This is a genomic window from Aliivibrio sp. S3MY1, assembly GCF_028765575.1.
In the GTDB taxonomy this organism is placed as follows: Bacteria; Pseudomonadota; Gammaproteobacteria; order Enterobacterales; family Vibrionaceae; genus Aliivibrio.
On record NZ_JARACO010000001.1, the window covers coordinates 201,518 to 219,439 of the forward strand.

Genomic DNA, 17,922 nt, shown 5'->3' on the forward strand with positions numbered 1-17,922 from the left:
CATCACACAAAAAATAACTTAGAATAGTTATTTATAATAAAAATGCCCTATTCAAATTGATTAGGGTATTTTTATACAAGAAACCATGCTTAATCTCTACATTCAGAGTAACAACTTGGTTTTCTTGGACAAACAGCTCCACGAGAACAAATTACTCTCGCATCGGCTTCTAACCCACGTTCGATCCAATTAATATTTAATATTTTAGCGACACTAATTAGCTCTCTTTTTATTCCTTTCGCTATTGGGCTTTCACCACCATTTTTCACACACGCTTTTTGTAGATCACGAGCCAATGACACCGCATCTTTACCTTGCGCCTCGATCGCAGGGTTTAAATCTATCCCCGCACATAACACTCTATTATTGCCCGCAGGATCTGTCATGTTAACTGATTCACAGCAATATATTCTCGGCTCATTACCCACGTTTAAAATAGATATTTGCGCAGAGCTTCCCTCTCTAGGTTCCGATAGTCGTCTAAATACCGCCCAATGATGACAAGGGTCATTCACTTGCTTCATGTTACCCCAAGGTAAGGGAATACCATTGCCACGATAAACGGCTTTGAGCTTCCCCGGGGCATATGCATCAAAATAATGCCAATGAGGGTAGGGAGAAACCACCGTCATTCGTCTCATCGCCACAGAAGGTGAAACTCCTGCTAAACAGTGAGCGTCTATCTCATAACCATGTCTATCAAGTAACTGCCTAAACGGAACTCGTGGACACAATAAAGCCCCCGCAAAGAAACTGGATTCAAAATCACGCCATGCATGCAAAATATCTTGTGCGTTTAGTGAGCTATCTGTGTGGTGTATTTCATCATCAAACACGCGATGACTACCCACAGACAAAGAGCTCTTCAAGCCTTCTTTGTTATGTAAAACACAGTGACCAATGTATACCGCTAAATCGTATTTCAATCGTGTTGGGTGATGCTTTAAGACTTCATTTAGATAGACAGTGCAAGGTGGTTCAAAAAAGGAAGTGAGTAACTCTTTACCATTAACGCCAAATTCATCAACAACAGACTTTGGTGTATCTTGTACCCACTTTAGAACTAAACCATGATGCGCAGCCAAATCCATCATCTGCTCAACACTCAATGGTAATTGTTTTTGTCCCACTTCTTCAGCGGCACGTTCTAAATCAGGAAAATGGTTTTGATTGTTTTCTTGATGGGCTCGAATAAGAAGGTGTGCAAATTGACGGCCGGTGATCCCCGTTTGATTTAGCATTTCAGGGATCGCTATTTGTAAAATATCATTAGAGAATAGAAAACTCGGTTCCAGTGCCATGCCACTTATGCCACCTTTTCGCCCTTTATCTGGCGTAATGGCTTGAACTTCTGGCTCGCTATCCAAGAACCACGATGACTCTTTTTGAAATACCGTCGCGATAACTTCCAACATATCAGCGCTGGGAACCCGCTTTCCTCTCTCTATCATTGAAAGATAAGACACTGACGGTGAATTCTCAGGATCAACTCGAATACAGCGAGTAGAGAGATCTTCCATCGTTAAGTGATTGCGTTTTCTCAGATTACGAATTTTTGTTCCAAGAAAATGACTCTGTCTAATGATACTTTTTGACTGACGCATCTTGTAAAATTCACACTGTTAAGTTCTTGTTGTGAAATTGTAATCAAAAATACGCTAAGCTTCAATACAAGTAAGTAAACAACTCTGACCAGTGTGACTTACTTAACTTTAAGAACAATAAATTGAGGGCAAGACTATGGCTATCACAAATATAAACAACACGAATAATGCACAACAAGAAACTCCGTTTATGGCTGAAGCTGTCTATGCCGTAGAAAGAATGGATAAATATCATACTGAAGAGAAGCAGTATCAAATAAAAAATCTATTAGACCAATTATTTCCACTCACGAAAGGATCGCACCAAGACGTAACGAATTATCTATTGGATTACCATCACTTAGTTGTGTTCTTTAAGGATGGTGGGTGCAGTGGACTACGTAACCCTGGCAAATTCGTTGCTTTTACGGGACATAGATCATCTCCTGATTCGATTCTTTTAAAAGACAATAGCGGCAGTCACGTTGAGGTTATATTTGGTAAGTCTGAAGCGGGTAAAAATACACTTTCAGTCATTGATGACATTCAAATGGAAACCTGCACAACCTTTACTCAAGATTTTAGTCTTGCAGCCATGCGTCACTGGATCAGCCTACTAAAACGAGATGGAAAATCACAACCCAAAGCTCATCAAGAAGATAAAGAATACACCGCAAAGAATGGCGATGATTATCAACTCGCTTGTTGTTTTAGTATGTGATCTAAATGTCAAAATATAAGGTCATCACTACTGAAATGAAGGATGACCTTTCTCTCTTTCTTATGAATGGCCAGTGACACTCAGATCCGCTAATACTTCTTATTGAAATACATACTGCGGTCGGCCTTATGCAGCAGATCATCCACTGATTTCATTTCAGGTTCAAAGTAGCTATAACCAATACTTGTATTCACATAAATATGAATATCTTTATATTTTATTGGTTTATCACTAACCACCGACTTAATCTTACTAATGATAAGGTGAATATCTTTCTTTTGATGCATCCTTGGTAAAAGAACTAGATATTCATCACCACCAATGCGAGCAACCACATCATTAGTTCTTAAAACCTTCGTCATTCTTCTTGCCACTTCTCTTAATATTTCATCACCAGCGGCATGACCGTAAGTATCATTAATGTCTTTAAATTTATCTAAATCTAAGTTCAATAGCGCAAAGGGCGTACCGTGTTTTTTTGATTTAGAAAATAGAGAATTTAAGGTGTACATAAAATAACGGCGATTAGGTAACTGAGTCAGCTCATCTTCAAGAGAACGCTTAGTTGCCATAACATACAATCTAAAGATAATAGAAATAGATAACAAGACTAAAATAAAAAAGGAGTAACCCACTAGTCGAATTATATTAATTCGATACCATGGATAAACCTCAGTTAATTTTTTTCCTTTAATAGCCATTTGCCAACTGCCATGAGGAAGTGTCACAGTCTCCGTAATTATTGGATTATTAAAGATCTCAGGGTTACCAAAAAACACATCGCCTTCAGGGCCTTCACTGTCTTTTCCTCTCATTGCAAAATGATAATCTGCTTTTAAGTCTAAAATACCAGAATTGTAAAACAAGCCATCAATATCAATGACTATACTGATCCCCCCCCAATAATCTCGATTATAAGGAGGATCAGAAAAAACAGGCATTCGTGCAATAAAAGCACTTCCTCCTTGTATTAAATCAACGGGCCCTGCAATAAAAATTGTTTCTAAATGACGTGCTTTTTGTACTGTAATCCATTGTTCTGGAATGGTTCTATAATCAAGCCCTAAGGCTTTAATATTCCCTTTTAAGGGATAAACATAGCGAATTATATCATCGGGTGCTATTGCAAAATGGCGAATATTTAGTGAATCACGATACAATTCTATTGCTATCAAATCCCATTGCTTAATGGTTGAATTTGGATTAACCGTAAGTAATGTCGATAAACTATTAACGTAATAAATATCAGAATGGATAGTGCTCTCTATATTCGCTCTAACTATCGCTAATTCAGTTTTAGCTTTCGCATTAATTTGATTTTTTAAATAAGTATTTTGTTTTTTATTCAGATCTTCAACAACCAAAATAACCGATAAAATACAAAAACTTAAAATTATGATAATCGTAGTTTTCTTAGCTAAAAGTAGTTTTACTCTCATACAGACCCTCTACTTGAAATACATTTATCAATATTTTAAATATTTGATATTGGTCCCAAAAAATATAACCATAGTATTTAAACATATAAACTGTATGATTTACAACCAATTATACTTACCTACAATCACATCATCATTTTTGTGCCTTTGTCAATTTAGAGATAAAAAGCTTCATTACAAGGCTTCACAAAAAGATAATCTATCCACTCTTTTTCTGCCATTTTTGCCTTTAAATTTGCAGCAAAAAATGACGACTGCTAGAGCAATTTAAATTGAGTGCTTCATTTTATACTGCTCTGGAGTGCAATCTGAATAACGCTTGAACATAGTAATAAATGGACTTGTTTGGTTATAACCTAAGCTAAATGCAACTTCTTTAATCGACATTTTTTTTCTAAGCAGCTCTAATGAATAAAGATATCGGATCCTTAATCTCCATTCTGTAAAGCTCATGCCTAATTCGCTTTGACAATGGCGTGATAACGTTCTCTCTGTGGTGTGGTTTTTTTCTGCCCACTCGCCTAATGATGTTTCATCTGCAGGATTCGCTTCAAGCGCTGCTAAGATTGGTGTCAATAATTTATCTGTTGATGTGGGTAAAAATCGCTCACTTTGTTTGGCAACTAACAATTGATCGAATAACACCTTAATTAATCTTTCTTGCTGCTCATTTTCTGGTTTTTGAATTTTATGATCGCGTAACTCCGCAATTAATACCTCAACGAGTGCACTAATTTCTAGCAAACAAGTATGAGCAGGAAGTTTTTTTGCCAGTTCTGGAACAATATTAACAGAGCAATAAGCTATCGGTTTTCGATTATAGCTTTGGTGCTGTACTCCAGCAGGAACCCAAATGGCAAAATGAGATGGAGCAAGAAAGCGCTGCCCCTCAGCTTTTAGCTCTAAGATACCACCACTAATAATCTGCAATTGTCCCCATGAATGTGAATGAGAACGAGTTTCGGTATTTGAGCGAAAAGCATCAAACAATAAATAAATATCGGAAGGTAGCACCTCAAAAGTTACTGATGCCTGTATATGTCGTTGGCCAGCCATTCCTTACCTCAATAAACTGTATTAACTAAAATAGCAGTATCTAATCATAGTTATTTATAGTGAACAAGTTATATTAAAATAAATAAAAAACTCATGCTGAAGTATAAGTTTTTCATATTTTTACATTTATAATTTAACTATTTTTTTGCATAAACAATTTGCATTAAATAATCAATATGATTACTATGCACTCACAAAATCAATCCGACACCTTCTTATTGGATATTTATTAATAAAATTAAATTGTTATACAAAATAACATTTAATTTTAACATCAAGACAAAACAGATTATCGCTAAGAATCTGCTCACTTAAATTATTTTATCTAAAATGCAGTGAATATTAAATAAGAACTTATATTCTAAATAAGTTCGATAATGATATTTAATTTGTATAAAAAACCGTTAGCAATATAATTTAAATTAGGTGTTGGATTGTTATCATTCTATTAAATTTACAATTCCGAGGTTTATTGTGTTAGATGAAAACACCTCTATGGAAAGTATTTCTCGACGGATCGAGGCCAGAAAAAAAGAGCTAGGGCTTTCCAATGCTCAAATAGCTACTGCATGCGATGTTTCAACGAGAACCGTTATTAACTGGACAAGTGGCCTTTCTAGCCCTCATATTTCTAAGCTTATACCACTCAGCTTTGTATTGAAAAAAGATCTAGGCTGGATCGTTTCTGGTAGTGATAACATCCCTGATTGGTTAGGTGTTACGATGTCTGATGTGATCGATTTCCATCAAGAATTATCAAAATACTCGAAGTCAGAGCGTACTATGCTCTTCAAATCAATCAGTAATTTAATCAATCAATTTGGTTTTATTTTGAAAGCAAAAGAGAACAAATAAAGTATATAGCTAGCGCATATATATGCGCTACTTACTCCTCTTTGCTTTTTATGACCCATCGCAATTATTCATCTTCTTTTTTGATCCATACTCACTCTTTGCCTTCTTTTCTATTATATAGAGTGATTATCATGAAAGACCTTGTAGAACGCTTTCTTCGTTATGTAAGTATCGATACTCAATCCAATCCTTCTGCGCCTCAATGCCCAAGCACTGAAAAACAATTCAACTTAGCAAAACAATTAATTGCTGAGTTAAATGAATTAGATCTTTCTGATGTCTCTCTTGATGACAATGGCTATGTAATGGCTCGCTTACCTTCAAACGTCGATTATGATGTGCCTGCTATTGGATTTGTAGCCCACATGGACACTGCCCCTGATGCATCAGGTGAAAACGTAAAACCACAGCTTATTGAAAACTATCAAGGTAATATTATTGCGCTTGGTACTAGTGGTGAAGAGCTAAACCCAACTCAATTCCCTGATTTAAAGAATTTGATTGGGCATGACCTAATTACGACAGACGGGACAACACTGCTTGGCGCCGATAACAAAGCCGGCATTGCAGAGATCCTAACTGCTATTGCTGTGCTAAAAGCAAATCCTGAGATCCCACACGGTGATATTTGCATTGGCTTTACGCCAGATGAAGAAATTGGTCGTGGCGCAAATCTATTTGATGTTGAAAAGTTTAATGCCAAGTGGGCTTACACCATTGATGGCGGACCCGTTGGTGAATTAGAGTATGAAAACTTTAACGCCACTAGCGCTGATGTTATTTGCCACGGTGTAAACGTTCATCCAGGTACAGCTAAAGGAAAAATGGTTAACTCCATGAACATTGCTGCACAATTTCAATTGATGATGCCAGCAGATGAAACACCAGAAGGCACTGAAGGCTATGAAGGTTTCTATCATTTAAAATCAATGAGCGCAGGCGTAGCCAAAACCAAACTTGGTTATATTGTTCGTGATTTTAGCCGTGAAGGCATGGCTGAGCGTAAAGCCTTTATGCAACAAAAAGTCGATGAGCTAAACGCAAAATTAGAAAAAGGTCGTGTTGAACTGATTTTAACTGACAGCTACTTTAATATGCGTGAAATGGTCGAGCCTCACCCACACGTGATTGAACTTGCTAAAGAAGCAATGACAGCGTGTGATGTGCAACCTGATATCAAGCCGATCCGTGGCGGTACGGATGGCGCTCGCTTATCCTTTATGGGATTACCTTGCCCTAATATCTTTACAGGTGGTTATAACTTCCACGGTATTCATGAATTTATTACCATTAATGGCATGAAACAAGCGGTTGATGTGATTGTGAAAATTGCAGAGTTGAACGCTATCAACAATAAATAATTACATTTTACTCATCATATAAAAAATGCCCGATGATTACTCAAATCATCGGGCATTTTATTTACCTTAACCGTTATTTAGCACATTTCAGGTTCTGGTTGTAATACCTTTTCAACCTTCACCGCTGCCACTTTAAACTCAGGGATCTTGGCATGAGGATCAAGCGCTGTTGTGGTCAGTTTATTCGCTGCCGCTTCCACAAAATGGAACGGTACAAATATCACGCCTTCTTGCATACGCTTAGTCACAAATGCAGGCGCTTCAATCGTGCCACGGCGTGTTGATACTCGAACCATCTCACTGTTTGAGATACCTAAACGCTCAGCATCAGCCACACTCATCATAGCGCGCGGACCAGCAAGATTGTTCAACCCTTTGGTTTTACGTGTCATGGTGCCTGTGTGGTACTGCTCTAATAAACGTCCCGTTGTTAATACTAATGGGTACTCTTCATCTGGAAGCTCTGCCGCATATCTAAATGGAACCGCCGCCATTTGGCCTTTACCGCGTAGGAACTGCTGATCATGCATAATGCGAGTGCCTTGTGGGTTCGCATCATTACACGGCCATTGAAGTCCATTTTTACCAATCGCATCCCAATGCATACCTTGGTACTGAGGCGTCACTTGAGTGATCTCTTCAGTAATCTCTTCAACCGATTGGTAGTTCCATTCACCACCCATTGCATTGGCAATTTCTTGGATGATCCACCAGTCTTCTTTTGCTTCACCCGGAGGATTTACCGCAGGTGAGATGCGTTGAACACGGCGCTCAGTATTGGTAAAGTGACCCGCTTTTTCTGCAAATGAACACGATGGTAAAATCACATCAGCGTAAGCGGCGGTTTCTGTCATAAAGATATCTTGTACAACTAAGAAATCTAACGCCTCTAAACCGTGAATAACGTGTGCTTGATCAGGATCACTCAATACTGGGTTCTCACCCATGACAAATAAACCTTTCACTTGCTGATGGCACGCCGCGTCAATGATTTCTGTTAGTGTTAAGCCTTTCTTATTTGGTAAGTTTGGCTTATTCCACGCTTTTACAAATTTCTCATAAACCGCAGGATTCTCGACTTTTTGGTAACCCGGAAAATCCGTTGGCAACGCGCCCATATCACACGCACCTTGTACGTTTGATTGGCCACGAAGTGGATTAATACCCGCCCCTTCGATACCAATATTGCCGCACAGCATTTGTAAGTTCGCAATAGAGCGAACGTTGTCATGCCCTGTCGTATGCTGCGTAATGCCCATTGAATAGTAAATTGCAGTACGTTTAGCAGTACCAATGTAACGTGCCATTTCAATCACATCTTGTGCTTTTACGCCGGTGATTAACTCAATTTTTTCCGGTGAATACGCCTCTGACATCACTTCTGATTTCAGCTCATCAAAACCGTCAACACGTTCTGTAATGTACGCTTGATCGTGCCAGTTATTCTTAATAATCTGCTGCATAATGCCGTTAAGTAACATCACATCCGTACCCGGACGTTGCGCAACATACAGCTCAGCATGATCAGAAATATCCACTTGCTTTGGATCCGCCACAATCAAACGAGCACCGTGATGGCGGATTGCTTGTTTAATGTGAGAAGCAATGATCGGGTGAGCCGATGTGGTATCTGAACCGATAATAAAGATCAGATCAGAATGTTTGATACTTGGAATATCATTGGTCATCGCCCCACTACCAATCGAGGCTTCTAGGCCTGTTACCGTGGTTGAGTGACATAAGCGTGCACAGTGATCAAGGTTATTGGTTTCAAACTCACGACGTACTAATTTTTGGAATGCGTAGTTATCTTCATTGGTGGTTTTTGCCGACGAAAACCCCGCTAACGCATTACCGCCATATTGAGATTTAATCGCACTGAACTTATCAGCAACTAATGTGATCGCCTCTTCCCAACTTGCAGGAACTAACTCACCATTTTTACGAATTAACGGTGTTTTTAAACGCTCATCACTGCTGACAAAATCAAAACCAAAGCGACCTTTAACACACAGCATACCTTCGTTCACAGGAGACGATTTCGCCCCTTGTACGTATTTGATTTTGTTTGTTGATTCATCAACCATCATGGTTAACTTACAACCCACACCACAGTATGTACAAATGGTATCAACTGGTTTTAAAATTTCGATTCGACCTTGAGATTTATCACGAGAATCAACCAATGCACCAACAGGACACGCTTGAACACACGCACCACATTGCACACAATTTGAGTTACCCATTTGATAACCGTGTTCAAACCCTGCACGACATTCAGGGCGAGAAGCATTAGTTCCGTCTTCATGTTTCATGAAGCTCAATACGCCATGCACGCTTTTTTCGTTGCACACCTCAACACATTGACCACAACTAATACAACGGTTAGCATCAAACACGATAAATTCAGAACTAGTATCAATAGCAAACTTCTGCTTACTTTGGTTGCTTAAATCGGTTTCATCCGCTTTGTATTCCGTCGCATAATCACGCAGCCCACAATTAGTGTTCGCCTGACACGCACACTCCAAACAGCGCTCCGCTTCACGTATTGCATCCAGATTATCAAAGCCCGTTTCTACTTCATCAAAGCTTTGTTCACGTTGCTCTGCGGTTAACTCTGGCATAATGACGCGCATTGCTTTTTGGATATGTTCGAAATGCTTAGGATCAACTTGCTTGGTCTTTTTCTCTTTTTGAGAATTAAACGGCTTAGTCGGGATCTTTTCCATATCACCTTTAAAAAAACGATCAATCGCTGCTGCAGCAATACGCCCATCAGCAACCGCTTCAATCGCCGTTGCAGGGCCACGACGAAAATCACCAATACTAAAAATGTTTTTCACACCACTGTGCATGGTTAGGCTATTCGAATCAGCCGTATTCCAACGAGTCAGTGGCAAATCAATAGTGTCATTCTCTAAAAAGCTTAAATCCGGTTTTTGTGATACCGCAGAAATCACGGTATCAAAGTCTTCAATGAAAAATTCACCGGTTGCTTTAGGGCTGCGGCGTCCAGATGCATCAGGTTCACCCAATGCCATTTTCTCCAAACGAACTTGAGTCACTCGCCCATTTTCATCAGCCATATTTTCAACAGGGTTGGTTAAGAAATGGAACTTAACACCTTCATGTTCAGCCTCAACCACTTCATAATCTTCTGCAGGCATCTCTTCACGAGTACGACGATAAATAAGCGTGGTATCTGCACCATCACGCACCGCTGTACGAGCACAGTCAATCGCCGTGTTACCACCACCAATAACCGCGACTTTCTTGCCTGTCGTTAATTTTGATCCCGTTACGTAATCTTTTAAGTAATCAACACCTAAATAACAACCGCCAAACTCACTGCCTTGATAATGCATTTCAACCGCTTTTGAAGCACCTACCGCCAAACAAACCGCATCGTACTCATCACTTAACTGTGATAACGAGAAATCCTCACCTAATTTCACAGAGGTTTGAATTTCCATACCATTACGACACATCAATTCGATTTCTTTATCTAAAATTGATTTTGGTAAACGATATTCAGGAATACCATAACGTAGCCAACCGCCCGCTTTAGGCATAGACTCAAACACCGTTACGCGATAACCCTCATTAGTCAGATAATAGCCACAGGTTAATCCACCAGGTCCGCTGCCAATTACAGCAATGGATTTATCTTTATCCGCTTTTTTCGGTGGAACGTAAGATTCTTGAGCATGCAGATCCACATCAGCAGCATGGCGCTTTAACTGACGAATAGCCAATGGCTCATCAACCAAGCTACGACGACACTCTGTTTCACAAAAAGCAGGACACACACGACCAATCGACAATGGCATCGGTAATGTTCGTTTGATAACTTCAATGGCTTTTTGGTGATCATTTTGCGATATATGATACAGATATGACTGTATATCTACGCCAGCAGGACACGCGGTTTGACACGGCGCTTCGCAATCTGCGTAATGATCAGAAAGTATTTTGTTTAATGCACTTTGACGACGTTTTGCTAACGCTTCAGACGAAGTGATCACTTGCATACCATCAACCGCTTGAGTTTCACAAGCGCGTTGAATTCCTTGACCATCAACGTCTACAACACACAGATCACATGGTGTTTTTTCGCCATTGATGTTGTTTCCACACAGTGATGGGATCTCGACATTGCATTCCTTTGCAGCGGCTAAAAGTGTTAACTCTTCATCGATAGTGAATGTTTGGTTATCTATAGTTATTTTCATCATTCAGTACCCTAGATTTATTACTAATTATTCCAATTATATCACCTGTTCTTTATAAAATTTGAAGTGAGTCGCAAATCTACCCGACTTACATTCGAAAACGCGTAAATTATTCACTTTAGCATCGGAGTAAACCCCTAAACCCACCTTCGTTTAATGAAATTCATGTGACTTACACACCAAAACGAAAACAAAACGAACGCTCGAACGAGCATAATTGCGCTAAATCAAAGAAAGTGCAGAAGATAAATATCATCATAGAACCATACATCATAAGTAGTAAAAAGAGAGTGAATAATGGATAAAACGTCTCGATTAGAAACGTCAGTGATCATCATTGGAGGTGGTGCGACAGGTACTGGGATCATGCGTGACTGTGCTTTGCGCGGTATCGATTGTATTTTAATTGAAAAAGACGATTTAGCTTCTGGTACCACAGGCCGAAATCATGGCTTACTTCACTCTGGGGCTCGCTATGCCGTGACGGATAATGAATCTGCTAAAGAATGCATTCATGAGAATAAAATACTAAAAAACATCGCAAAACATTGTGTTGAAGATACACAAGGCCTGTTTATCTCTCTTCCTGATGATGATTTAGATTTTCAAAAACAGTTTATTGAATCATGCCAAGTTGCTGGTATTGAAGCAAAACAACTCACCCCTAAAGAAGCCTTACTACTTGAACCAAACGTCAACCCTAACCTAATTGGTGCGGTTCAAGTCCCTGATGGAACCCTTGACCCTTTTCGTTTATGTGCGGCAAATGTGCTTGATGCGAAAGAAAATGGTGCGCGTTTGCTCACTCATACTCATGTGACGTCTCTTATTCGCCACCAAGATACCGTCCTTGGGGTTAACTGTATTGATGTTAGAACCCATCAAAAGATTGAAATATTCGCATCGGAAGTGATTAATGCCGCAGGTATTTGGGGACAAAACATCTGTGAATATGCTGATTTAAGTATCAAGATGTTCCCAGCTAAGGGCTCATTACTGATCTTAGATTACCGCATTAATAACTTAGTAATAAACCGTTGCCGTAAACCTTCTGATGCCGACATTTTAGTTCCGGGTGACACTATTTCATTAATCGGTACGACATCAGAACATATTGATTATGACAAAATAGATGACCTTCACGTTAGCGCCAAAGAAGTGGATATCCTACTAAGCGAAGGCGCGAAACTTGCTCCAATTATGGCGAATACTCGAGTACTTCGTGCTTATGCTGGTGTGCGTCCACTAGTCGCTGTTGATGATGATGGTTCAGGCCGTAATATAAGCCGTGGAATTGTACTGCTTGATCATGGTGAAAAAGATGGACTAAACGGGTTTACGACCATTACGGGTGGCAAGTTAATGACCTCACGTTTGATGGCTGAGATGACCACTGATCTTGTAGCGAAAAAACTGAATAACACCCAAGAATGTACAACCCACAGCCGTCCACTCCCGGGGTCACACAGTGCTTCTATCGCTGCGAAAAAAACCGCAAGCCTCGCAAAACCTGTTTATCAAAGTGCGGTTTATCGTCACGGTGAACGAGCGCAAAGCTTCTTAACAGACAATGCTAAAGATCAAGCGGTTATCTGTGAATGTGAAATGGTGACTCAAGGTGAAATTAACTACGCCATCAATCAATTAGATGTTCACAATCTGGTTGATCTTCGTCGTCGTACCCGTTTAGGCATGGGACCTTGCCAAGGCGAATTATGTACGTATCGCGCTGCTGGGCTATTTGAAGAATGTGGACAAGTCTCTGGCAATCAATCAAGTCAATTATTAACTCACTTTTTAGAAGAACGCTGGAAAGGCATCAAACCCGTTTTCTGGGGTGATGCACTACGTGAAGCTGAATTTAGCTATTGGATTTATGAAGGCTTATTTGGAGCAAGCGACATACCTACCACCAGCACCTGTGTAGATACAGCTATCACGTCAGAACAACAAAAAGAACAAGAGGCAACATTATGAACTTCGATACCATTATCATTGGCGGTGGCATGGCAGGCTTAAGCTGTGCTCTTCGCTGCCTAGAAGCCGGACTAAAAACAGCGGTAATTGCCTCAGGTCAAAGTGCTCTGCACTTCTCATCAGGCTCTATTGATGTATTAGCAAAAACACCTGATGGCACGCATGTTATCGACCCAATGTCAGCCATCGATGGATTTTCAACTCATTATCCTGAACACCCTTATGCCACATTAGGAAAAGAAACGGTAAACCGTGCAATTGATTGGTATCAAGCGACATTATCTACTATTGGCGTTCCACTAACCTCTCAAGAAAACGGACATAATCATTATCGATTAACACCGCTAGGTACAATGAAATCAACCTGGTTATCACAACCTTTTGTTCATCAATTCCCGATGGCATTAGAAAGCAATACCGTGCAAAAAATCGTATTAGTGACGATTGATGGCTTCCGTGATTTTCAACCAAAGTTGGCGCAAGATAACTTAAAGCAAATAACTCAATTATCTGATGTTGAAATTTCAACAGCGACTGTTTCGTTATCTGCTTTTAATGACATTCAACGTAATCATTGTGAATTACGATCTATTGATCTTTCTCGATTATTAGCAAAACGAGCGAACCTACAAGAATTTGCACATGCACTGCAGCAACACGCTAATCCCGGCGATCTTGTCGTGATCCCTGCGGTCTTTGGTAACGGAAAAGGCTTAGGACTTTTAAAAGAAATTGAAGCGTTAACTCAACTGACTTTATGTGAAGTTCCCACCATGCCGCCATCATTATTGGGGATTCGATTAGAGGAAACCATGAAACATGCTTTCATTGAGCAAGGTGGCTCTCTACTCAATGGAGATCATGTTATTCAAGGGGAGTTTTCTTATGTTGATAAAGAAGATCCTGAACATTCGCACTACAGATTAAACCGTATATTCACTAAAAATCATGGCGACTTTCCACTGCAAGCAAAACAGTTTGTATTAGCAACTGGCAGTTTCTTTAGCCAAGGCTTAAAAGCAAGTGCCGATTCAATGGAAGAGCCTATTTTTGGCTTAGATATGGGCCAGACAACTTCTCGCACAGATTGGTACAGCTCTGCTTTTTTTAGCCCACAATCACATCCATTCTTAAGCATGGGGGTAAAAACGACACCGAAACTTCAAGCGATAAAATCAGGTCATATGATTGATAACCTGTATTGCGCAGGAGCGATATTATCGGGTTATAACCCAGTATTAGAAGGCAGTGGCAGTGGTGTTGCGATTAGTTCTGGCTTTCATGCAGCTGAATCAATAATCAAGCAAATACAGCCTGAATCTTTATCAAACAATAAAATGAAAGAACCACAAGAGGTCGCATTATGAGCAGCCCATTATTTAATTCAAACTTATTAAAAGACAAGTTTGCAAAAGATAACTTAATTTTTAGAGCACCTGCAAATACAAGTTTTGATCAGTGTTTAAAATGCACCGTATGTACCGTGTATTGCCCTGTTGCTAAAGAGAATCCTGATTATCCAGGTCCAAAACAATGCGGCCCTGATGGTGAGCGTTTACGCTTTAAGAGCCCAGAATATTATGATGAAACCTTAAAACTCTGCACCAACTGCAAGCGCTGTGAAACCGCTTGTCCATCAGGAGTTAAAATTGGTGACATGATTGCAGTTGCTCGTGGTAAACACGGAAAACCAGCTTATAACATGAAGGGAATTCGCGATTTCGTATTAAGCCATACCGACCTATTTGGCTCGGTAGCAACGCCTGTTGCCCCTATTGTAAACGCTGTCACAAGCGTCCCCTTAGTTAAAAAAGTGATGCATAAAACCATTGGTGTTCATGATCATAAATCACTGCCGAAGTATTCTCACGGAACGTTCCGCCGCTGGTATAAAAAAGAAGTGTCAGATCAATCGATTTATCAGCAACAAGTCCATTATTTTCATGGTTGTTTTGTTAATTATAATCATCCACAACTGGGGAAAGACTTTATCCGTGTCATGAATAACATGCACATTGGCGTGCAGTTATTAGATAAAGAAAAATGTTGTGGTGTTCCTCTTATTGCTAACGGCTTTCATAAAAAAGCACAAAAAAACGCCGAGTTTAATGTGGCTAATTTAGAAGCTGCGATTGAACGTAGAGATGTGCCGATTTTATCGACCTCTTCTACTTGTTCGTTCACCTTACAACAAGAATATCCACATGTATTAGATGTCGATAACAGCAAGGTAGCGAAGAAAATAGAATACGTTACGCGCTTTTTATTAAAAGAGATCATGAATGGTCGCGGGCCTAAAATGAAGCCCTTAAATAAGAAGATTGTGTATCATACACCTTGTCACTTAGAGCGCAGTGGCGGCAATATTTACACTATCGAATTGTTACGTGCTATCCCCGGTTTGGAAGTGCAAGTACTAGACAGTGAATGCTGTGGTTTAGCTGGCACTTACGGTTTTAAAACAGAGAATTACGATACCTCTATCGCTATTGGTAAAACTATCTTTGACCAAATAAAAGCAGCAAAACCAGATTATGCAATTACCGATTGCGAAACTTGTAAATGGCAAATTGAAGAAAATACTAATGTGACGACTATTCATCCTATTTCTTTGCTATGCGAAGCATTAATGTAAATTAGCACAATAGCCTGCTTAATAACTGAGCAGGCTATACTCTTTAGATACATCCTTGACCAGATAACCCCTAAAAAAATAACACAACAATCCCATATAGTTGCCCTGAAAATACCCACCCCTTAAGGTGTGACATAGATCACACTTTGTATCACCTATTAGTCTAGGAGGTATGGTATTAAGCATGATAGATTAGCCGCGGATTTAACCTGGAATATAATTTTAATCATGCTTGAGAATATCTACTTCATTTATCAACCAAATTTCTTCGAAGGCTCTATTGTTTCTTATGAAGCATTACTAAGAGTTAAGGGCTATGACGACTTACCTCTAGACTTTATTTCAGCGATTAATAATAAAGAAGAGCTTGATAAGGCCGTAATTTCTCATGTTATCTCCGATAAATTGAGTCTGAAAAATCAAGATAATATTCATATCTCAATCAGCATATCTGTCAGCAGTTTAGAGTCTGAATCTTTTATTGAATATTGTGAAACCGTATTCAACACTCATAAAGGTTTCTCATTTGAGTTAAACTTTAAGCATCAAAACGTGAATTTTGAAAAAATACGTTCAAATATGCAGCGACTAAAAAATCTCAACCTCTTTTTTACGCTTGATGACTACGGCACAGAATGTAAAAATTCAGATCCATTATTAAGTCTTAACTTTGACTATATAAAGATCGACCGCTCATTAATTAGCCCAATCGTAGATGACTACTTATCATTTTGTTTCTTACGCTCGTTGTATCAAAAGTTAAGTAAATTTTTAGGTAATAACGTCGTGATTAAGGGAATTGAAAACGTTAATCAGTTAAATTTAATTCAATCTTTAGGGTCAGTAATATCTCAAGGAGATTACCTGTCTTACCCTATCTCGCTTTCTGAGTTAGATAAAAAACTTAAATCATATGTTCCTACTATTGATAATCAATTAAATGACTCAATACCACCAATTGATCGCTTCATTTATAATATCAATGTAGCAAAAGACAATACCCAATTAAATCAAGCGTTAGAAGCCCTAAAGCCACAGGACCCATTTAACTTATTAGGTATTGACTACAACAATTTCAACTTACAAGCACTGAATACAAAATATCAAGAACTACTCGATGGTATAAAAAGTCCTTCGATTCTATTTACAACCAATCTAATGAAGCACTGTAATTGCCTTTTTATTCTAAGAGATGAACACGGTGTAGCAATATACAATAATAAAAAGCACATTGATTATCTTGGTTGTGATTTAGTTGGGATGTCTGTATCTGATATATTACAACGATTCCCAGACTATCAAACTTGTCTGCAACTTGATCAACAATTACTCAATAATGAGTCTGATATATTAATGTCGAATGAGGTTGTAGAGGTCGATTCAACAACAACACATTTCCATACTTATCGCCAAAAAATAAAGTATTTTGATAAAACCTTTATCATGATATTTGTTTATGAAGATAACCAAGATGCACAATCGCCGATTGACCCATTAACCGGATGCTTTACTAAAGCTAAACTTAATCATATTGATGTAAATACCTATAACACCTTGGTATTTATTGATTTAGATGGGTTTAAGGATATTAATGACCAATACGGGCATCAATTTGGAGATCAACAACTTAAGGAAGCCGCACGATTAATCAATCAGAACTTAAGAAAAGAAGATCTTCTTATTCGTTTTGGTGGAGATGAGTTTGTACTGTGTTTTGACTCTCATTCAATTCAAGATATTCAAACTAAAATGAGAATGATCCGAACCAATCTTGAACATCATTTTCAACAAAGAGAGATCTATTTATCCTACTCTTTTGGCGTAGCTCCATTAGACATGGATATCCAGTCTGCCTTAGATAATGCGGATAAAAAGATGTACATCAATAAAAGAAAACGTAAAAAAATCATTAATAATCAGCCTCATAATGAGGCTTGATTAAAGAGTTATCTATATATCTGGAGTCACATCTTGAACATGGAATGTTCTTGAATCTAACAACCGTTTTTCTTCTACTTTTCCAGTAAAATTGATCTTATTTAAATCCAAGTATTTCTATA

At 38.8% G+C, this 17,922-nt stretch carries 11 protein-coding genes; 7 read left to right on the forward strand and 4 right to left on the reverse strand.

The features are described 5' to 3' along the window. Positions 1–89: 89 nt before the first annotated feature. Positions 90–1,604: a DUF3612 domain-containing protein gene (locus PVK62_RS00830; protein WP_274442708.1), complete on the reverse strand. Its 1,515-nt coding sequence runs from the start codon at positions 1,602–1,604 to the stop codon at positions 90–92. A 136-nt stretch (positions 1,605–1,740) separates the two neighbouring features. On the opposite strand from PVK62_RS00830, the gene PVK62_RS00835 reads away from it, so the two are divergent. Then, positions 1,741–2,304, forward strand: a complete 564-nt coding sequence (locus tag PVK62_RS00835; RefSeq protein ID WP_274442709.1) for a hypothetical protein — start codon at positions 1,741–1,743, stop codon at positions 2,302–2,304. Positions 2,305–2,393: 89 nt separating this feature from the next. On the opposite strand, the gene PVK62_RS00840 is transcribed toward PVK62_RS00835, so the two are convergent. Both PVK62_RS00840 and PVK62_RS00845 read right to left on the reverse strand, forming a co-directional pair. Then, entirely contained in the window at positions 2,394–3,743 is a 1,350-nt protein-coding gene (locus tag PVK62_RS00840) for a diguanylate cyclase (RefSeq protein ID WP_274442710.1), read from the reverse strand. Between the two features lie 267 nt (positions 3,744–4,010). Further along, entirely contained in the window at positions 4,011–4,799 is a 789-nt protein-coding gene (locus PVK62_RS00845; protein WP_274442711.1) for an AraC family transcriptional regulator, read from the reverse strand. Between the two features lie 474 nt (positions 4,800–5,273). Between PVK62_RS00845 and PVK62_RS00850 the strand changes: the two genes are divergently transcribed. Continuing rightward, on the forward strand, positions 5,274–5,654 hold the full coding sequence (locus PVK62_RS00850; protein WP_274442712.1) for a helix-turn-helix domain-containing protein: 381 nt from the start codon (positions 5,274–5,276) through the stop codon (positions 5,652–5,654). Positions 5,655–5,785: 131 nt separating this feature from the next. Beyond that, positions 5,786–7,015: a peptidase T gene (gene pepT / locus PVK62_RS00855; RefSeq protein WP_274442713.1), complete on the forward strand. Its 1,230-nt coding sequence runs from the start codon at positions 5,786–5,788 to the stop codon at positions 7,013–7,015. Positions 7,016–7,092: 77 nt separating this feature from the next. On the opposite strand, the gene fdhF is transcribed toward pepT, so the two are convergent. After that, positions 7,093–11,253, reverse strand: a complete 4,161-nt coding sequence (gene fdhF, locus PVK62_RS00860; protein WP_274442714.1) for a formate dehydrogenase subunit alpha — start codon at positions 11,251–11,253, stop codon at positions 7,093–7,095. A 294-nt stretch (positions 11,254–11,547) separates the two neighbouring features. On the opposite strand from fdhF, the gene glpA reads away from it, so the two are divergent. From glpA to PVK62_RS00880, 4 genes are all read left to right on the forward strand, one after another. Then, positions 11,548–13,227 carry an anaerobic glycerol-3-phosphate dehydrogenase subunit A gene (glpA, locus tag PVK62_RS00865; protein ID WP_274442715.1) on the forward strand — a complete coding sequence of 560 codons (1,680 nt, stop codon included), beginning with the start codon at positions 11,548–11,550 and terminating at the stop codon, positions 13,225–13,227. After that, positions 13,224–14,594 carry a glycerol-3-phosphate dehydrogenase subunit GlpB gene (gene glpB, locus PVK62_RS00870; RefSeq protein ID WP_274442716.1) on the forward strand — a complete coding sequence of 457 codons (1,371 nt, stop codon included), beginning with the start codon at positions 13,224–13,226 and terminating at the stop codon, positions 14,592–14,594. The genes glpA and glpB overlap by 4 nt, the downstream gene beginning before the upstream one ends. After that, complete coding sequence (gene glpC, locus PVK62_RS00875; RefSeq protein ID WP_274442717.1) at positions 14,591–15,862, forward strand: anaerobic glycerol-3-phosphate dehydrogenase subunit GlpC; 1,272 nt, start codon at positions 14,591–14,593, stop codon at positions 15,860–15,862. Before glpB ends, glpC begins: the two co-directional genes overlap by 4 nt. A gap of 228 nt (positions 15,863–16,090) precedes the next feature. Then, complete coding sequence (locus PVK62_RS00880; RefSeq protein ID WP_274442718.1) at positions 16,091–17,800, forward strand: EAL domain-containing protein; 1,710 nt, start codon at positions 16,091–16,093, stop codon at positions 17,798–17,800. The last annotated feature ends 122 nt before the right edge of the window (positions 17,801–17,922 follow it).